The organism is Vogesella indigofera (genome assembly GCF_028548395.1).
GTDB classification, from domain to species: Bacteria; Pseudomonadota; Gammaproteobacteria; order Burkholderiales; family Chromobacteriaceae; genus Vogesella; species Vogesella indigofera_A.
Genome location: NZ_JAQQLA010000001.1, coordinates 107,315 through 125,940 on the forward strand (window position 1 = coordinate 107,315; position 18,626 = coordinate 125,940).

The following is an 18,626-nucleotide window of genomic DNA, read 5'->3' on the forward strand; positions in this document are numbered from 1 at the left end:
CGATTTCCTTTGGGTGGGGGCGGCGATCACAGGATGCTGGACAGGAATTTCTGGAAACGGGGCGACTGCTGGCGGGTGAACACTTCGTCGGGGCAGCCGTCTTCTTCGATCTTGCCCTGGTGCACGAACACCACGCGGCTGGCGACCTCGCGCGCGAAGCCCATCTCGTGGGTGACCACCAGCATGGTGCGGCCGTCCTCGGCCAGCGCGCGCATCACCTTCAGCACTTCACCCACCAGCTCCGGGTCCAGCGCCGAGGTCGGCTCGTCGAACAGCAGTACTTCCGGGTCGGTGGCCAGCGCGCGGGCAATGGCTACCCGCTGCTGCTGGCCGCCGGAGAGCTGGGCAGGGTAGGCGTGGCACTTGCCGGCCATGCCGACCTTTTCCAGCATCTCCAGCGCCTTGGCTTCTGCCTCCTGGCGGCCGAGGCCGAGCACCTTCTGCGGCACGAACATCACGTTCTGCAGCACCGTCATGTGCGCCCACAGATTGAACTGCTGGAACACCATCGCCAGCTTGCGGCGGATGCGGATGATCTGTTGCGGGTCGGCCAGCGTCAGTCCGCCATCGTGCGTCGCCTTCATCTCCAGATGCTCGCCGTTGATGGTCAGGCGGCCGGCGTCCGGGGTTTCCAGCAGGTTGATACAGCGCAGCAGGGTGCTTTTGCCGGAGCCGCTGCTGCCCAGGATCGAGATCACGTCGTGCTTGTGCGCGGTGAGCGAGATGCCTTTCAGGATCTCGACGCTGCCGAACGACTTGTGCAGCTCCTCGATGGCCAGCACCGGCGCCGGCGGCGAAAAAGCGGGATGGGCTAGGGATGTCATGGGTGATCCTCTCTATTCTCGATTTGTGGACGTCTTTTTTTTGTGTGCCACTTCCGGCGGCGGCAGCGCCGCCGGCACGACGACTTGGAACCGCTTTCTAGTGCGCGCCCAGGCGCTTGCGTTTGAAACAGATCACCTTGGGCTGCGACATCTCGGCGATGGCGAAGCGCACCCCCTCGCGTCCCAGCGAGCCGTACTTGAAGCCGCCGAACGGCATGCCGTCGAAGCGGAAGTCGGAGGAGTCGTTGATCATCACCCCGCCGGCCTGCAGCCGTTCCGCCACCCCCAGTGCCGTCTCCAGATGGCTGGTGAAGATGCCGGCCTGCAGGCTGCTGTCGCTATCGTTGGCCGCAGCCAGCGCGCTTTCCAGATCGTCGAACGGGGCGACGATCACCACCGGCGCGAACACCTCCTCGCGCCAGACGCGGGCAGTGGTGGGGACGTCGGCGAGGATGGTCGGCGCGTACAGCGCGCCCTGGCGCTGGTGGCCGCACAGTACGGTGGCACCCTCTGCGATCGCCTCGTCCACCCAGCTTTCGATGCGGCAGGCCTGCGCCTCGCTGATCATCGGCCCCATGTCGGTGGCCTCGTCCAGCGGGTCGCCGACCCGCATCGCGGCGGTCAGCTCGGTCAGGTAGCGGGTGAACAGCTCGTACACCGGCCGCGCGATCAGCAGGCGCTGGGTGCCGATGCAGTTCTGCCCGGCGGCCCAGAATGCGCCGGAGACGCAGGATTCGGCGGCGTCGCGCAGGTCGCAGTCGGCCATCACGATCACCGGCGCGTTGCCGCCCAGATCCATCGCCAGCTTCTTCAGTCCCGCCTCGCGGGTGATGGCTTCGCCGCTGACCGGGCCGCCGGTGAAGCTGATCATGCGGATCGCCTTGTCGCGCACCAGCGGCGCGGCCACGTCGCTGCCGCCATGCACCAGCTGCAGTGCGTCGCGCGGTACGCCTGCCTGCCACAGGCACTCCGCCAGTCTCACCGCCGACAGCGGCGCCAGCAGCGACGGCTTGAGGATCACCGCATTGCCGGCGGCCAGCGCCGGCCCCAGCTTGTGGGCGACCAGGTTCAGCGGGTCGTTGAACGGGGTGATGGCGAGGATTACGCCCAGCGGCTCGTGGGTGAAATAGCCGCTACGGTCTTCGGCACCGGCGTAGGAATCAAACGGAATGATCTCGCCGCCGTGACGTTTGGCTTCCTCCGCCGACAGCCGCAGGGTGTTGACGCAGCGCGCCACTTCCTTGCGTGCCTGGCGCAGCGCCTTGCCGGACTCCAGCACGATGGTGCGGGCAAACTCGGCGGCCTGTTGTTCCACCATGGTCGCGGCGCGCTGCAGCAGCTCGGCGCGCTGGTGGCGCGGCAGCGCTGCGGCCAACGTTGCGCCGTGGCGGGCGCGGCTGACGATGGCCGGCAGCGCCTCGACCGGGGTCAGCTCGACGCTGCCGACCACGCTGCCGTCAAACGGCGACTGCACTTCGCAGTGCATGGCTTGCTGTTTGAGTGGCGCGTTCATGCTTGCACCTCCTGGCCGCCGGTCTGCTCGGCCAGCTCGATCAGGTCGGACAGCACGGCGAAGGCGGTTTCCACGCGCCCGGCACCGGGGCCGCTGATGGTGACGCCGCCCAGCACGTCGGTGTCGAAGGTGATGGCGTTGGTGACGCCGCCGATCGCCGCCAGCGGGTGGCCGGCCGGTAGTTCGCGCGGCTCGACGCTGGCGCTGACGCTGCCGTCCGGGTGACGGGTGGCGGAGCCGACCAGGCGCCAGCTGCGTCCGGCGGCCTGCGCGGCGTGGATGTCGCTACTAGTGAGGCCGGTGATGCCGCGGCAGGGCACATCGGCGCGGGTCAGGCCGGCCTGCCACAGCGTATTGGCGAGAATCACCACCTTCAGCTGTACGTCGCCACCGCCGAGGTCGGCGCTGGGATCGGCCTCGGCGTAGCCGAGCGCCTGCGCCTCGCGCACCGCGGCGTCGAAGTCGTGGCCCTGCGCCAGCCGTTCCAGCACGAAGTTGGAGGTGCCGTTGAGGATGCCGGCAAAGCCGTTGATCTCGCAGCCGCGCAGCGTGGTGCCGATCTGGCGCAGCACCGGCGTGCCGCTCATCACTGCGCCCTCGTACTTGATGGCGGCACCGTTGGCCGCAGCCAGGGCGGTGAGCGACTGCTGTGCCAGCGCGATCGGGCCCTTGTTGGTGGTGATCACGTGCTTGCCGTGGCTCAGCGCGGCACGGCAGTGTGACAGCGCTGGCTCGCCAGTGTGCGGGTCGGTGAAGGTGGCCTCGACCACCACGTCGACGTAGTCGGCGGTGACCAGTTCGAGGGTGGCGGCGAGGTCGATGTGTTCGCTGATGCGGGTCGACGGATCGCGGCGCAGCGCGTCGGTGCTGAAGCCGCTGTCGGCGGTGGCCAGCAGTGCGTCCAGGTCGATGCCCTGCGGGTTGCTGACCACGCCCAGACGCAGGTCGGCCAGCGCAGTGATGCGGAAGTCGAGGCCGCCAAGCTTGCCTTGTTTTGCCTTGAGCAGAGCCACCAGGCCCTGGTTAACGCCGCCGAAACCAATCAGTGCCAATCGGAAAGTCATCGCTGGATCCCTTCGTATTCGAGTGTGGAACTTCATGTTACGGCGGCGAAATGTCGCAAACAATCGACTAATTGACGCTAAAAACGGTTATTTTGTTGCGTTTTGGCTGCTGTCGGCTGCGCTTTGCCCGTCGCCTTCCACCGGGATGAACAGCGAGGTTTTCAGCGTGTTGAGCACCACGTTGGTGGTGATGCGGCGGATCATCGGGTTGTTCTCCATCACCCGTGCCGTCAGGCGGTCGTAGGCCTCGACATCCTGGGCGGTGATGATGACGATCAGGTCGGCGGCACCGGTCACGTAGTAGATCTGCTGGATGGCGTCGATCTGCTTCGCCCACTCGCGGAAGCGGTTGACGGTGTCGTAGTTGTCGCGCTCGATTTCCATGGCGGCGACAAAGCTCATCGGCCGCCCAACCAGTGCGCGGTCGAGCACGGCCACTTCGGCGGTGATGATCTTTTCCGCGCGCAGCCGTTTGAGGCGCTTCTGCACGGCGGAGGCGGACAGGCCGATGGCCTCGGCGATCACCTCCGCCTTGATCGAGCAGTCGCGCTGCATGATGGTGAGGATCTTCTGGTCGAACGAATCAAGGCTTGTGCTCATGGCGGATACCGGAAAATTAGAGATAGAACGCGGTGGCCGAGCCGGCCCCCGCACCGCGGCGCACCTGGTCCAGCACCTGGATCAGTGCGCGCCTGCGCTCGGCGTCGAAGCCGTCCAGGCGCACCGCCGGCAGTTCGATGCGGTCAACGCCCGGTGGCAGCGGATAGGCCCGTTCCGAGCCTTGCTGGCGCTTGGCGATCAGCGCGCTGCCCTGCAGCGCCAGCAGCGTCATCTGCAGCGAGCAGGGCGCCGGCAGCGCCAGCGCGTCGGCCAGCGGCAGCAGCAGCGGGGTGATTTGCTGCAACAGCGGGATCTCGTACACCCCCGGCCACCAGGCGTGCGCGTGCGGCGGCCAGTAGCCGGTGGGCAGCACGGCGACCATTTCCACGCTGCGGTCGCCGCGCAGCAGCGCATAGGCCGGCACCCGGCCGTCGGCGTCGGCAGCGGCGTGACAGCACAGGCCCGCCGGGTGCGGCACCGGCGGCGCCAGCGTGATGCCGGCCGGACGCAATTGCTGCAGCAGCGCCAGCGCGTGTTGCCGCTGCAGGGCAGGCAGCGGGCGGCCGGCGACGCCGGGGGCCGGCAACAGCCGGCAGCGCCACTGCGGGCCGGGCGGCATCGCGATCCCGCCGTCGTGCGGCAGCGGCAATTCGCCGGCAAAAAATGGTTCACGCATACGACCCCTCCCGTCTTGCTGCCGCCCCGGACTCGGTCTCCGGCGGCGACACCTTGACTGTCATTATGCAGAGAGTGATCGCGGCGAAAGCGCAATGTGATGGGCTTTTGCTACGTCATCGCGCCAATTTTCCGATTTTTGTTCCGGTTGGCTGCGTTGATGACGGTGGCAAACGTTGGCCGCGGCAAAACAAAACCCGCACCGGGGCGGTGCGGGTTGCGGGGGTCCGGCGCGGCGCTGGCGCGCCGGCGGTAGTGCTTACTTGAACGGGTAGATGTCGTTGCTGAAGTACTTGTCCTGGATCTTCTTGTAGGTGCCGTCCTTCAGGATTTTCTTCAGTGCCACGTTGATCTTGGCCAGCAGTTCCTTGTTGCCTTTCTGTACCGCAATGCCGCAGCCCTGGTAGTACTTCGGATCGTTGAACACCGGGCCGACAAAGGCGTAGCCCTTGCCCTTGCCGGTTTTCAGGAAGTCTTCCTCACCGACGGTGGACTCCAGGAACACCGCGTCCAGGCGCTGGCTGGACAGGTCGAGGAAGGCGTCGGTGATCTTGCCGTAGACCTTGATCTGCGCGCCTTTCGGCTTCAGCTTGTCGTTGGCTTCCTGCTGCTGCACGGCGCTGCGCAGCACGCCGATGTTCTTGCCCTTGTACCAGGCGTCGTTGATCTGGGTGCCTTCCTTGGCCAGCAGGCGGCCGGGCACGTTGAAGTACATGTCGCTGAAATCGACGATCTTGGCGCGCTCTGGCGTGATGCTCATCGAGGCGATGGCGACTTCGAACTTCTTGGCCTGCAGTGCTGGCACGATGCCGTCGAAGTCCATCGCTTTCAGTTCGCACTGCAGCTTGGCCTCGGTACAGATGGCGCGGGCGATGTCCGGATCGAAGCCGGTGATGCTGCCGTCGGCGGCCTGTTTCGAGAACGGCGGGTAGCTGACATCGGTGACGATGCGGATGGTTTGGGCTTGTGCCAGCAGCGGCAGCGAGCAGATGGCGGTCAGCGCCAGCAGGTGTTTGTAGTTCATGGGGTCTCCGTTTTCCTTTGTCGTTGCGGTGTGTGTCGCACTCCGCGGCTGTTTCTATCTTAATCGCGGACGCGTGCCAACCGTGCGTCAATTGTGTATACATTTGTGCGGCTTTTTTGCCAGTGCGACATGAAAAATCCGGCGGCAGTGGTTTTCCGGCGCTTGACTGCCATCAATGCCGTGCTGGCGCGGGTGGCTACAATGGGCGCTGACCCGTCGCCGCCCAGCGCGACACCGGGCCGGGACGGCTTCCCGGCACCACGCCCGCACCACGCCATGGCCAAGAAATTCCCGCTGCACCCCAAGCACCCGGAGCGCATCTGCTGGGGCTGCGACAAGTACTGCCCGGCCAGCTCCTTGCAGTGTGGCAACGGTTCCGGCCGCACCCAGCACCCGGCCGAGATGCTCGGTGACGACTGGTATCTGTGGGGCGACTGGGGCATCACCCCGGACGACGATGCGGCGCAGCCGGCGCCCGTCACTGAGCCTGCCGCCAGCAGCAGCTGAACGCCGTCGCGGGCAAAGGTTGGCCGCAAGGCTGTGCCGGCCCGCTGCCAGCGCGACCGCGGCCAGGCGTCGCCGCACCGCCCGCCACTTGCGTACAGGTGACATCGCTGTACAGAAGCGGCACCGTCGCCGCTTGCCCTTTCTAGTAGTAAAAAATTTTATCTCCTTGATAAGGCTGGATAATTTTCCTGTTTTGGCCGATTGCTGCGTCGCGTCAATCTCGCCGCCGGCCGTTGTGGGGCGCGGGGATTGCTGAAATGATGCGTACGCAACAGGCTGGGTGCGTCCGTTCGCGCCGCCGGCACCGGTAACCGTCGTTGCCGCGCCGGGCGTCGCGGTGGCCGTGCCCCCGCCGTGCGCGTTGCGCGCCATCCCGATTCTTCCGCTGCCGCCGGCAGCGTCAGCCGCCAAGGAGTGAAGCATGTCCCTGCCCGTCATTGCCGCCCGGCAACTGCCCGTCGCCGCCGCTGGTGTGGCGCCGCCGTTCGCGGTGTCGGCCGGCAGCGCCTGCGCCGCGGGGGCGGGCCGATGACGGCGCCGCTGCAGCTGGCGGTGCTGCTGCTGCCGCCGTGTTCACCGTTCGGCATCGGCTGCTTTGCCGAGCCGTTCCTGCAGGCCAACCGTCTGGCCGGCAAGACCCTGTACCAGTTGCGCTTCTATAGCTGGAACGGCCAACCGCTGCCGATGGCCGGCGGCATGCGCTACCCGGTGAGCGGCGCGCTGCGCGACGCCGAAGCCTGCGACCAGCTGTTCGTGCTCAGCGAGGGCGTGCTGCCGTTCAGTGATGCCGCGCTGTGCTGCCATGCGCTGGCGCTGCTGGCGTCCCGCGTGTCGCTGCTGGGCGGGGTGCACTGCGGTGCCTGGTGGCTGGCCAGTGCCGGGCTGCTCGACGGCTACCACGCCACCATCCACTGGCCGGAACAGCCGGCCTTTGCCGAGCGCTTTCGCAGTGTGGTGGCGTCGCAGCACGTGTACGAGCTGGATCGCGGCCGCTTTACCTGTGCCGGCGGTCTGGCGCAGATCGACGGCACGCTGGCGCTGATCGGGCGCCAGCACGGCGTCGAGCTGGTGGAGTCCATCGCCGCGGTGCTGTGCGCCGAGCGCGTGCGCGGCAGCGACGAACGCCAGCGCGTGCCGCTGCTGGCGCGGGTGGGCGAGAAACACCCCAAGCTCACCGAGGCGGTGATGCTGATGGAAGCCAATATCGAGGAGCCGCTGACCACCGACGAGCTGGCGCGGCTCACCAACCAGTCGCGGCGCCAGCTGGCGCGCCTGTTCAAGCAGTACCTGGACGATTCGCCGTCGCGCTACTACCTGCAGCTGCGGCTGGAGCGCGCGCGGCAACTGCTGCGCAACACCGGCAAATCGGTGGTGCAGATCGGGCTCTTGTGCGGCTTTTCTTCCGGGCCGCACTTTTCCACCGTGTACCGGACTCATTTCGGCATCTCGCCGCGCGAGGAGCGCTTCCCCGGCGACAGCGACTTGGCCGACGAAGGCTGAGGCCGTCTGCGGCCAACGTTGGCCGCAGGTGACCCGGCTGCCCCAAGCCGTTCGTCGCCCGGATAAGCGCAGCGCCTCCGGGAACATCGGAGCCCCTCCCGGATGCGCCTGTGGCTTATCCGGGCTACTTGCTGACACGCGATGCGGCCAACGTTGGCCGCAAGCGACCCGGCTGGCCCAAACAGAAAGCTGCGTGTCTTGATTCTGGACGGAAAGTTTGACGCACCTGCCTAGAATGGCTCCATCTCAACGCCAGATGAAGGATTCCCAGATGTCCGCTCCCGTTACCCGCCAAACCTTTGATGAAGTGATGGTTCCCAACTACGCCCCGGCCGCGTTCGTACCGGTCAAGGGTGAAGGCTCCCGCCTGTGGGACCAGCAGGGCAAGGAATACATCGATTTCGCCAGCGGCATCGCCGTAACCAGCCTGGGCCATCTGCATCCGGAACTGACCAAGGTTCTGCACGAGCAGGTGGACCGCCTGTGGCACCTGTCCAATACCTTCACCAACGAGCCGGCACTGAAACTGGCGCGTCGCCTGACCGAGACCACCTTTGCCGAGAAGGTGTTCTTCTGCAACTCCGGCGCCGAAGCCAACGAAGCCGCGCTGAAGCTGGCCCGTCGTTACGCCTTCGACCATTTCGGTGGCAGCAAGACCGGCATCGTGTCCTGCAAACAGGCTTTCCACGGCCGTACCCTGTTCACCGTGTCGGTCGGCGGCCAGCCGAAGTACACCGAAGGCTTCGCCCCGCTGCCGGGTGACCTGAACCACATCGAATTCAACAATCTGGCAGCCGCCGAGGCCGCCATCAACGCCGGCACCTGCGCGGTGATCGTGGAGCCGGTACAGGGCGAGGGCGGCGTGCTGCCGGCCACCAAGGCCTACCTGCAGAAGCTGCGCGAGCTGTGCGACAAGCACAACGCGCTGCTGATTTTCGACGAAGTGCAGATCGGTGTCGGCCGCTCCGGCGCGCTGTACGCCTACCAGGCCTACGGCGTGACTCCGGACATCCTGACCAGCGCCAAGGCTCTGGGCAACGGCTTCCCGGTCGCCGCCATGCTGACCAGCAACAAGGTCGCCGCCTCCTTCGTGGTCGGCACCCACGGTTCCACCTACGGCGGCAACCCGATGGCTTGCGTCGTGGCCGACAAGGTGCTGGAACTGATCGACACCCCGGAAGTACTGGACGGCGTCAGCAAGCGTCACCAGCTGCTGAAGGACGGCCTGGCCGCCATTAATGCCAAGCACGGCGTGTTCAAGGAAGTGCGCGGCATGGGCCTGTTGATCGGCGCCGAGCTGCAGGGCGCGTTCCACAACAAGGCCAAGGACATCGTCAACGCCGCCGCCAAGCACGGCCTGCTGGTGCTGGTGGCCGGCACCAACGTGCTGCGCATCGTGCCGTCGCTGGTGATTCCGGAAGCCGACCTGAAGGAAGGTCTGGCGCGTCTGGACGCCACCATCGCCGAACTGGTGACCAAGGCGGAAACCGCCAAACAGGCGCAACCGGCCTAATGCCATACACGGCGGCGACCAAGTATCGCCGCCGTTTTTCCCTACAGAGGAATATCCATGCTCCTAGTCCGTCCGAGCAAGCTGTCCGACCTGCCGCAGATTGAACGCATGGCGCGTTCCGACGGCCCGGTACTGCACTCCCTGCCGCCCGACCGCGATCGCCTGCAGCAGCGGGTGGATGATTCCGTGCATTCGCTGCGCGCCGAGGTCGATTGCCCCGGCGAGGAAAGCTACCTGTTCGTGCTGGAAGACACCGCCACCGGCCAGCTGCACGGCACCGCCGGCATCATGGCCGTTGCCGGCTTCTCCGAGCCGTTCTACGCCTTCCGCAACGAAGTGCTGGTGCACGCTTCGCGCGAGCTGAAGGTGAACCACCGCGTGCACGCGCTGGTGACCTCGCACGAGCTGACCGGCCGCACCCGCCTGACCGGCTTTTACTTCGACGAAGCGGCGCTCGGTCGCGGCATGGCCGCGCCGCAGCTGCTGTCGCGAGCACGCATGATGTTCATCGCCCAGCACCGCGAACGCTTCAACAACGAGATCTTCTCGGTGCTGCCGGGCGTCACCGACGACAACGGCCGCTCGCCGTTCTGGGACGCGGTCGGCTTCAAGTTCTTCCGTCGCGACTTTGCCGAGATGGAGCTGGCCTCCGGTGGCCGCAGCCGCACCTTCATCGCCGAGATGATGCAGGTCGATCCGCTGTACGTGCCGCTGATCGCCGAGGAAGCGCAACGCGTGATGGGTGAGCCGCACAGCGGCGCGCGCACCAACTACCGCTGCCATCTGGCCGAAGGCCTGGAGCCGGATCATTTCGTCGACCTGTTCGACGCCGGCCCGGTGCTCACCGCACAGCTGGATGTCTGTCGCTCGGTGCGTTACAGCCGCCTGCACACCGCCCGCCGCGGCGTGGTCAGCGGCGCCACCGTGCCGTATCTGGTCAGCAACACGCTGACCGCCGAATTCCGTTGCCTGCTGGTGGACCTGCCGCCGCTGCAGGGCGACGAAGTCACGCTGCCGACCGCGGTAGCCGATGCGCTTGAGATCGTGGATGGCGACGCCGTGCGTTGCGTTCCGTTGCAGACCGAAGGGGGCCGCTGATGATCGTATTGAGAATGTGCCGGCCGGACGACGTCGACGCGCTGGTGATGCTGGGCCACAAGGCCGGCCCCGGCCTGACCACGCTGAAGCCGGACCCGGTCGCGCAGGGTGCGCGCCTTGAGCGCGTGCAGCGCACCATCGCCGGCGAACTACCACTGGCCGAGCAGGGCTATCTGTTCGTGCTGGAAGACACTGCCAGCGGCAAAGTGGTGGGGGTGTGCGGTATCGAAGTGGCCGTCGGCCTCGACCAGGCGTTCTGGACCTACCGCATGGATACCTTCGTGCACGCCAGCCGCGAGCTGGGGCTGTGGACGCGCATGGACAAGCTGCACATGTCGCATGGCCTGACCGGTTATTCCGAGCTGTGCACGCTGTTCCTCGACCCGGATTACCGCGTTAACGGCAACGGCTCGCTGCTGTCCAAGGCGCGCTTCATGTTCATCGGCCAGTTCCGCGAGCGCTTTGCCGAGCGCATCTGCGCCGAAATGCGTGGTTACTTCGACGAAAACGGCGAATCGCCGTTCTGGAAGGCGCTGGGTGCACACTTCTACCGTATCGACTTTCACGAGGCCGATCGCCTGGTGGCGCTGGGCAAGAAATCCTTCCTTGCCGAGCTGATGCCGCGCTACCCGGTGTACATCGACTTCCTGCCGCAGGACGCCCGCGACTGCATCGGCAAGGTGCACAAGGAAACCGAGCCGGCACGCCGGCTGCTGGAAGTGGAAGGCCTGCGCCTGGAACAGCACGTGGACATCTTCGAAGGCGGCCCGGTGCTGGAAGCGCGCATCGACGACCTGCGCGTGATGCGCGACAGCGGCCTGTACCAGGTGGAAATCGTGGCCGAAGCGGCTGCCGACGCTCCGCGCCAGCTGGTGGCCAACGCCGAGCTGGCCGACTTCCGCGTGATTCTGGCTGCGGCCAACGTGGCAGACGGCGTGGTGCACCTCACCGCCGAACAGGCACGCGCGCTGCAGGTGAAAGCCGGCGACCGCGTCCGCGTGATGCCGCAGAACCCGGCCAAATAAACCGAACATTTATTGCCGGCAGCCAGTGCTGCCGGTTTACCAACACAAACGGGCGCCTCGAAAAACGGGAATTTTTCGAGGTGTCCAGACAGGAATACAGCAATGAGCCAACTGTTCATCGACGGCGCCTGGACCACCGGTCGCGGCGCAACCTTCGTCTCGCTCAACCCGGCCAACGGCCAGCCGGTATGGGAAGGCCACTCGGCCGCCGCCGCCGACATCGACGCCGCCTTCGCCGCTGCGCGCCGCGCCTTTGACGACTGGCGCCGCCGCTCGCTGGACGAGCGCATCGCGCTGGTGCGCCGCTTTGCCGAAGTGCTGGGCGAGCACAAGGAAGACATGGCCCGCGCCATCGGCGTGGAAACCGGCAAGCCGCTGTGGGAGTCGCGCCAGGAAGTGGCGGCCATGGTGGGCAAGATCGACATCTCCATCCGCGCCTACAACGACCGCACCGGTGAAAAGCGTGGCGAGCTGGCCGGCGACACCACCGTGCTGCGCCACCGCCCGCACGGCGTGATGGCGGTGTACGGCCCGTACAACTTCCCCGGCCACCTGCCGAACGGCCACATCGTTCCGGCGCTGATCGCCGGCAACACCATCCTGTTCAAGCCGTCGGAACTCACCCCGCTGGTGGCCGAGCTCACCATCAAGCTGTGGGAAAAGGCCGGCGCACCGGCTGGCGTGATCAACCTGCTGCAGGGTGAGCGCGATACCGGTATCGCCCTGGCGCAGCACCCGGCGCTGGACGGCCTGCTGTTCACCGGCAGCTCCGCCACCGGCGTGGCACTGCACAAGCAGTTCGCCGGCCGCCCCGGCTTCATGCTGGCGCTGGAAATGGGTGGCAACAACCCGATGCTGGTGGCCGAGGTGGACAACCTGGACGGCGCCGTGCACCACGCCATCCAGTCGTCCTTCCTGTCGGCAGGCCAGCGCTGCACCTGCGCGCGCCGCCTGCTGGTGCCGCACGGCGAGTTCGGCGACCGCTTCATCGCCCGCTTTGCCGAAGTGGCCGCCAAGCTCACCATCGGTGAATACGATGCCGAGCAGCAGCCGTTCATGGGCGCCATGGTGTCGCTGAAGGCCGCGCAGGGCATGCTGGCCGCACAGGACAAGCTGCTGGCGCTGGGCGCCAAATCCATCCTGGCCATGCGCCAGCTGCAGGACGGCAAGGCCTTCGTGACCCCTGCCATCGTGGACGTGACTGACATCGCCGCCCAGCTGCCGGACGAGGAATACTTCGGCCCGCTGAGCCAGATCATCCGTTACCACGACTTCGACGAAGCGCTGCAGATCGCCAACAACACCCAGTACGGCCTGTCCGCCGCGCTGCTGGCCGACGACGCGGCGCTGTGGCAGCGCTTCAACCAGGACATCCGCGCCGGCGTGGTGAACTGGAACAAACCAACCAACGGCGCTTCATCCGCTGCACCGTTCGGTGGCACCGGCCTGTCCGGCAACCACCGCCCGGGCGCCTACTACGCCGCCGACTACTGCGCCTACCCGATGGCGTCGGTGGAAGCGGGCGAGCTGACGCTGCCGGCGCAGCTGTCGCCGGGCATGACTTTCTGAGGGTGTTGTTTCTGCTCCTTGACAGCCCGCCGCGTGCGGGCTTTTTTGCGTGCGGCCAACCTTGTGCAAGCTTGGCCGCACGCGCTCAGAACCTGTTCAAAGTCGCGCGCGCTCACGCGAGACAAGGCGAAAACGACGGAGAAAGCGGCGTTTAGCTGGATATAAACAAGCAGGCCGAAAGCGTTTTCAACGCGGTATCGCCCCATGTGAGATCAGTCGCAGCAGACATTGAACAGTTTCTCAGGACTTGCCACGCAGGTAGTCGGCGACCGCCGTCGGCGGCATGGGCCGCGCCTCGAGAAAACCCTGCATCTCGTCGCAGCCGTTGGCCAGCAGCCAGGCCTGCTGCGCCGGGGTTTCCACGCCCTCGGCCACGGTGCCGCAGGCCAGCTGTTGCGCTAGGGTGATGATGGTGCGCGCCACCGCGCGGCCTTCTTCGCGGTCGAGATTGCGCACGAAGGCGAGGTCGATCTTCAGCACCGACACCGGCAGCTGCTGCAGGTAGGCGAGCGAGGAGTAGCCGGTGCCGAAGTCGTCGAGCGCGAGGTGCAGCCCCAGTCCGCGCAGTTGCTGCAGCAGCGGCAGCGCCCACTGCAGGTTTTCCATTGCCGCGGTCTCGGTGATTTCCAGCTCCAGCTGCGCCGGTGCCACGCCGTGACGCTGGCAGCTTTGCAGCAGCCAGTCCTGCAGCCCGGCATCGCCGAGCTGGCGCGGCGACAGGTTGATCGCCATGCGGCCAACCTGGTAGCCGTCGCGCTGCCAGGCGGCACGCTGCGCGATGGCCTGATCCAGGGTCCAGCGCCCGAGGCGCAGGATGAAGCCGGTTTCTTCCGCCACCGGGATGAATTCGCCGGGGCTGATGGGGCCCTCGGCCGACTGCCAGCGCAGCAGCGCCTCGAAGCCGGCGACGCTGCCGTCGCGCAGCCGCACCCGCGGCTGGTACACCATCGCGAATTGCTGCTGCTGCAGCGCCAGCGCCATCTGGCCGGCCAGCTGCAGCCAGCGCCGGGTGCGTGCCGGCTCGCAATCGCTGAACGCCACCACCGGGGTGCTGATGCTGCGCTTGGCGGCGGTCATCGCCATCTCGGCGTTTTGCAGCAGCTGGCCGGGCTGGTCGCCGTCCTCCGGATAGCGACAGTAGCCGGCACGGGCGCCGGCCTGCAGTTCGATGCCGCCGGGCAGCACGAACGGTGCGGCAAAGGCTTCCAGCAGTTGCTGCGCGCGCGGCAGCGGCTGGCGCTGGCCCGGCATCAGCACGGCAAAGCTGTCGCCCTGCAGCCGCGTCAGCTGCTCGTCGGGGTGCAGCAGGCCTTGCAGGCGCTGGCTGCTGGCCACCAGCAGCGCATCGCCGCTGTCGTGGCCGAACACCTGGTTGATGCGCCCCAGTGCGTCGATATTGCACAGCAGCAGCGCGCCGTGCGGGCACTGCTGCAGGCTGGCGTCCAGCTTCTGGATGGTGGCATGGCGGTTGGGCAGCCCGGTTAGTTCGTCGTTGAGCGCCAGCCATTGCAGCTGCGAGGTCTGCTGCACCTGCACGCTGATGTCGCTGACAAAGGCCAGCACATAGGCGTGCTGGCCCCAGTGCAGCGGCGCCAGCTCGACGCTGGCGTGAAACTGGCTGCCATCACAGCGCTCGGCGGTCACCTGCTGGCGCTCGCCCATGCGGCGCACGCTGGCTGCGGCGTGGTAGCCGCCACGGTGCTGGCGGTGCGCGCCGCGCCGTGCGATCGGCACCAGCTGGTCGATGTGGCCGCCGTCGAGCGCGCCCGGCGCGGCATGGAACAGCTGTTCCGCCGCCGGATTGCTGCTGACGATGCGACCGTCCTGATCCACCACCAGAATGCCCAGCGGCGCGCCGGAAACCAGTGCGTGCAGGCGGTTGCGTGCGTCCTCGTGCGCGGTTTTTTCCACCGTCAGCTGCTGGTAGGGTTGCAGCAGGCGGGTTTCGATCACCCCGCGCAGGAAAAAGCCCTGGCCGATAACCTTGAACACGTGGCCGAGGCCGTTGGCGACGTCGTCCACCAGCTGGTAGAAGCAGAAAAACAGCTCGCCGAAGGCCAGCACCAGCAGGCCGGCGGTCAGCCACTGCCCGGCAAAGATCGACTGCTGCGCGCGGTGCACGCGAAAGGCCAGCAGCAGGTAGCCGCCCACCAGCAGCCATTCCAGCACGATCTTCAGCGAGGTCAGGCCGCTGCCGGGCTGGTACAGCACCGGTAGCCTGTTGTACAGGCCGACGCCGAGCAGCGCCACCAGCGCGCCGTACAGCCACAGCAGCGGAATGGCGCGCCGCTGTTGCGGGGGCGGCAGCAGCATGCACAGGATCGCTAGCGCCACCATCGTGCGTGCGCCCAGCCACAGCACGATGGCCTTTTGCGGCGTGTTGGCGGTGACGAAGGCCGGCAGCAGCGCGTAGGACACGGTGTGCAGGGTATCCAGTGCCGCGATCACCGCGAAGCCGACCGCCAGCACCCGTAGCGGGCGGCTGCTGTCGGTGCGGAACCAGGCCATCACCGCCACCAGCAGGCTCATGGCGATGGACAGGATCTCCAGCATGGTGTGGATGGCGGCGTAGCCGGGCAGGCGTGCCCAGCCCGGCGACACCAGCTGCAACAGCAGCATCAGCGAGATCAGGAAACACAGCAGCAGCGCCAGCGGCAGCGGGGTCGCGCTGTTGGCGGACGGCGTACTGGCGGGCCAGGACAGAGATAGCATGCGGACGGGCTTTCGGCTGGGGTCGCAAAAGGGGTCAGGCAGCGCCGCCCGATGCCGGCGGCAAATTATCACTTTACCTTAAGTCATGGCGGCCATGCCGCTACAGCATGCCGGAACTTGATTTGACCCCACTGCCAGTGTGGCAAGCAGGACAACTGTGTGCCCGGACAGCCGCGGCGGCGGCCCGGGTGGCAGCCATGCGCGGAATGGGCGCACCTTGTGGACGTCGGTGCCGGGTGGCGGTGTCTATAGTGTGAGCTAGGATCAGTTAATACTGATTTAATCGCGGCGGCCGGTTTTGCCCGGCCGCCGCGATAAAACAGGCGTTAACAGGCCCTCTGGCCGCAGCAACGGCGGACTACCCTGCAAGACGGCGGGCGCCGTTTTGGCACAAGCTGGAGGCACGATCATGCCCACTACGCCGGAACCCGGACTACTGCAGCTGTTGTATCTCTATTTCATCCCGTACTGGCTGTTTCGTGATGTCACCCACGGCGATCAAATGCTGCGCGAGCAGAACTACCGCTACAACCGCGAACAGCGTAAATACCTGCCCGGCTATCTGCTGAAGTGGGCGGTCCTGTGCGCCTTGCTGCTGGCCAGCCACCAGCTGGCCAAGGAGCTGGCGCTGCAGGTGCCGGACTGGGAGCAGCTGTTTCAGCTGTGGACGCTGTTTTCCGGCATCAGCTTCGCGGTCGGCGTTGCGCTGATGTCCAACATCATGGTGGCCTGGAGCTTCCTGACCTTCATCCCCTGAGGCCTGCCCGTGCGCCGTGTACGGCAAGCCTGGCCGCATGGCGGGTGAGCGCTTGCGGCCAACCTTGCTGCGCAATCCTTTCTCCCCCGCGTCCCGGATGCGCTGCGCTTATCCGGCTAGGAGAGGGCAGCCTCTTCCTGCGCCGCCTGCGCCAGCAGCCATTCGCGGAACACGCGTACCTTGTACACGTCGGTGCGGGTCGCCGGGTGCACCAGGTAGTAGGCATGCTGGCTGCGCACCGGCTGGTCCAGTGCCAGCTGCAGCCGACCGCTGGCCAGCTCCTCCGCCACCAGGAACTGCGGCAACACCGCGATGCCGAGGCCGGAGATCGCCGCCTGGATCACCATGAAGAAATGCTCGAAGCGCGGGCCGGACAGCAGGCTGGCCTGGTGGGTATCCATGTCCTGCAGGCCGGCGGCGGACAGCCAGTCGTTCCACGCCTGCGGCCGGGTGGTGTGCTGTAGCAGGGTGTAGTCCAGCAGCTCGCGTACGTCGGCGAGCGGTTTTTTCAGCAGGCCGGGCGCGCACACCGGCACGATGTCCTCGCCCATCAGCCGGTGACAGATGGCACCCGGCCACAGCGCCGGGCCGAAGTGAATCGCCACGTCGGCCTCCACCTTGTCGAAATCGAACGGCCGCACCTGGGTGACCAGGTTGAGCTGGATGTCCGGGTAGCGCGCGCTGAAATCCACCAGCCTTGGCACCAGCCAGCGCGAGCCGAAGGTGGGCAGCATCGCCACGGTGAGCACGCCGCCCTCGCCGCGATAGGCCATCAGCTGCAGTGTGGCGGCCTCGGCGCGATCGAGTACATCCTGGATTGCCGCGGCGTAAGCCTCGCCGGCCACGGTCAGCACCAGTCGCTGTTTGACGCGCTCGAACAAGGGGCGGCCGATGAAGTCTTCCAGCCCGCGGATCTGGCGGCTGACCGCGCTTTGCGTCAGGTTCAGTTCTTCGGCGGCGCGGGTAAAGCTCAGGTGGCGCACGGCGGCTTCGAAACACTGCAGGGCCATCAGCGAGGGGAGGGTGCGGCGCATGGTGAGTTCATGAGTTTAAGGAATGAAGTCAGCAGAATACATCGCTTGAGCGCGACAGGGAAAGCCGTGACACTTTGCTTCATCAACGCCGCGGAAAAGATCAGCAATAGATCGCCGGCGCCATCGCACACTCAGGGAAGGGTATTCACAAATGACACAAACTCAAGCGTCCGCCGCCAACAGCCAACTGCACAAACTGCTGCTACAGGTAGCCGGTGAAAAAGCCGCCGCCGAGCTGTTCACCATGATCAAGGTCGAAGACGTACTGCTGGCCGAGCAGGCCGGCGCCACCGTATCGCGCCTGGTACTGGCGCAGGCGATGAACATGCTGCTGTTCGCGAAGAACCTGGAAGCGGTGCCGGAAGGCAAGCGCTACGTGGCAGACAAGCTGGCTGCCGGCGGCCAGGTGGTGTTCGACCACGGCGCGCTGCGCACCGTGGCTGCGGCCAACACCGGCGCGCTGCCGCAGGGCGAGCTGGCCTTCAAGCGCCTGCTGGAGCCGCTGGGCTTTGCCGTAGCCGACGTGTACCCGCTGCCGCGCCTGAAGATGACCGGCCGCGCCTACTGTCATCAGGATGCACCGGAGCAGGTGGCGCAGTTCTTCGTGTCCGAACTGCACGTGGACCAGTTCTCGCCGGCCTTCCAGGCGGCGGTGAACAAGGTGGTATCCACCGCGCGCGATCCGCTGTCCGCCGAAGACAAGGCGCTGCTGGCCACGCTGTCTGACAAGCGCGAACTGCCGTTCGCCGATGCCGCCAGCCTGCTGCCCAAGCTGGTGGGCTGCTTCGACGTGCAGCACACTACCCCGGCACTGGCCGACTACCACACCCTGCTGCAGGAATCCGCCGAAATGGCGTGGATCTCCACCGAGGGCAACGCCTTCAACCACGCCACCGACCACGTGGCGGACGTATTCGCCACCGCCGACGAGCTGCGCGCCAAGGGCCAGCCGATCAAGGACAAGGTGGAAGTGTCCGCCAGCGGCCGCGTACGCCAGACCGCGTTCAAGGCAGCACAGGTGGAGCGCGAATTCATCGACGCCGATGGCCAGCGCGTCAGCCGCATCGTGCCGGGCTCGTTCTATGAATTCATCACCCGCGACCGTTACACCGACGAAGCGGGCCACAGCAAGCTGGACCTGCGCTTCGACAGCTCCAACGCGCAGGGCATCTTCAAGATGACCGCCGCTGCCTGCTGAGTGCAGTCTGATC

At 66.6% G+C, this 18,626-nt stretch carries 16 protein-coding genes; 8 read left to right on the top strand and 8 right to left on the bottom strand.

Annotated elements, in window-relative coordinates; translation table 11 throughout:
- Positions 1-26: 26 nt before the first annotated feature.
- From PQU89_RS00550 to PQU89_RS00575, 6 genes are all read right to left on the bottom strand, one after another.
- Positions 27-824: an ABC transporter ATP-binding protein gene (locus PQU89_RS00550; protein WP_272764120.1), complete on the bottom strand. Its 798-nt coding sequence runs from the start codon at positions 822-824 to the stop codon at positions 27-29.
- 97 nt (positions 825-921) lie between these two features.
- Complete coding sequence (locus PQU89_RS00555) at positions 922-2,337, bottom strand: aldehyde dehydrogenase family protein (RefSeq protein WP_272764121.1); 1,416 nt, start codon at positions 2,335-2,337, stop codon at positions 922-924.
- Positions 2,334-3,401, bottom strand: a complete 1,068-nt coding sequence (locus tag PQU89_RS00560; RefSeq protein ID WP_272764122.1) for a homoserine dehydrogenase — start codon at positions 3,399-3,401, stop codon at positions 2,334-2,336. Before PQU89_RS00560 ends, PQU89_RS00555 begins: the two co-directional genes overlap by 4 nt.
- An 87-nt stretch (positions 3,402-3,488) precedes the next feature.
- Positions 3,489-4,001: an Lrp/AsnC family transcriptional regulator gene (locus tag PQU89_RS00565; protein ID WP_272764123.1), complete on the bottom strand. Its 513-nt coding sequence runs from the start codon at positions 3,999-4,001 to the stop codon at positions 3,489-3,491.
- 16 nt (positions 4,002-4,017) lie between these two features.
- The gene (locus PQU89_RS00570) at positions 4,018-4,677 is read right to left on the bottom strand and encodes a hypothetical protein (RefSeq protein ID WP_272764124.1); all 660 of its coding nucleotides are present in this window, start codon (positions 4,675-4,677) and stop codon (positions 4,018-4,020) included.
- 258 nt (positions 4,678-4,935) lie between these two features.
- Positions 4,936-5,700: a transporter substrate-binding domain-containing protein gene (locus PQU89_RS00575; protein WP_272758609.1), complete on the bottom strand. Its 765-nt coding sequence runs from the start codon at positions 5,698-5,700 to the stop codon at positions 4,936-4,938.
- A gap of 276 nt (positions 5,701-5,976) precedes the next feature.
- Here PQU89_RS00575 and PQU89_RS00580 point away from each other — a divergent pair, with 276 nt between their 5' ends.
- The 6 genes from PQU89_RS00580 to astD all read left to right on the top strand — a co-directional run bounded on the left by PQU89_RS00580 (position 5,977) and on the right by astD (position 12,912).
- Positions 5,977-6,207: a DUF3079 domain-containing protein gene (locus PQU89_RS00580; RefSeq protein ID WP_272764344.1), complete on the top strand. Its 231-nt coding sequence runs from the start codon at positions 5,977-5,979 to the stop codon at positions 6,205-6,207.
- 528 nt (positions 6,208-6,735) lie between these two features.
- A complete protein-coding gene (locus PQU89_RS00585; protein ID WP_047965697.1) occupies positions 6,736-7,707 on the top strand; it encodes a GlxA family transcriptional regulator in 972 nt (323 codons plus the stop codon).
- Between the two features lie 271 nt (positions 7,708-7,978).
- The gene (locus PQU89_RS00590; RefSeq protein ID WP_272764125.1) at positions 7,979-9,220 is read left to right on the top strand and encodes an aspartate aminotransferase family protein; all 1,242 of its coding nucleotides are present in this window, start codon (positions 7,979-7,981) and stop codon (positions 9,218-9,220) included.
- 57 nt (positions 9,221-9,277) lie between these two features.
- The gene (locus PQU89_RS00595; protein ID WP_255908881.1) at positions 9,278-10,318 is read left to right on the top strand and encodes an arginine N-succinyltransferase; all 1,041 of its coding nucleotides are present in this window, start codon (positions 9,278-9,280) and stop codon (positions 10,316-10,318) included.
- Positions 10,318-11,343 (top strand): arginine N-succinyltransferase, encoded by a 1,026-nt coding sequence (astA, locus tag PQU89_RS00600; protein ID WP_272764126.1) that lies wholly within the window; start codon positions 10,318-10,320, stop codon positions 11,341-11,343. The genes PQU89_RS00595 and astA overlap by 1 nt, the downstream gene beginning before the upstream one ends.
- A 102-nt stretch (positions 11,344-11,445) precedes the next feature.
- Positions 11,446-12,912 (top strand): succinylglutamate-semialdehyde dehydrogenase, encoded by a 1,467-nt coding sequence (gene astD / locus PQU89_RS00605; RefSeq protein ID WP_272764127.1) that lies wholly within the window; start codon positions 11,446-11,448, stop codon positions 12,910-12,912.
- 240 nt (positions 12,913-13,152) lie between these two features.
- Here astD and PQU89_RS00610 read toward each other — a convergent pair whose 3' ends face one another.
- Entirely contained in the window at positions 13,153-15,624 is a 2,472-nt protein-coding gene (locus tag PQU89_RS00610; RefSeq protein ID WP_272764128.1) for a bifunctional diguanylate cyclase/phosphodiesterase, read from the bottom strand.
- Between the two features lie 409 nt (positions 15,625-16,033).
- Here PQU89_RS00610 and PQU89_RS00615 point away from each other — a divergent pair, with 409 nt between their 5' ends.
- Positions 16,034-16,381 (top strand): hypothetical protein, encoded by a 348-nt coding sequence (locus PQU89_RS00615; RefSeq protein ID WP_272764129.1) that lies wholly within the window; start codon positions 16,034-16,036, stop codon positions 16,379-16,381.
- Between the two features lie 116 nt (positions 16,382-16,497).
- On the opposite strand, the gene gcvA is transcribed toward PQU89_RS00615, so the two are convergent.
- Positions 16,498-17,415, bottom strand: a complete 918-nt coding sequence (gene gcvA, locus PQU89_RS00620) for a transcriptional regulator GcvA (RefSeq protein ID WP_272764130.1) — start codon at positions 17,413-17,415, stop codon at positions 16,498-16,500.
- Between the two features lie 151 nt (positions 17,416-17,566).
- Here gcvA and PQU89_RS00625 point away from each other — a divergent pair, with 151 nt between their 5' ends.
- Complete coding sequence (locus PQU89_RS00625; RefSeq protein WP_272764131.1) at positions 17,567-18,613, top strand: DUF1338 domain-containing protein; 1,047 nt, start codon at positions 17,567-17,569, stop codon at positions 18,611-18,613.
- Positions 18,614-18,626: the final 13 nt, after the last annotated feature.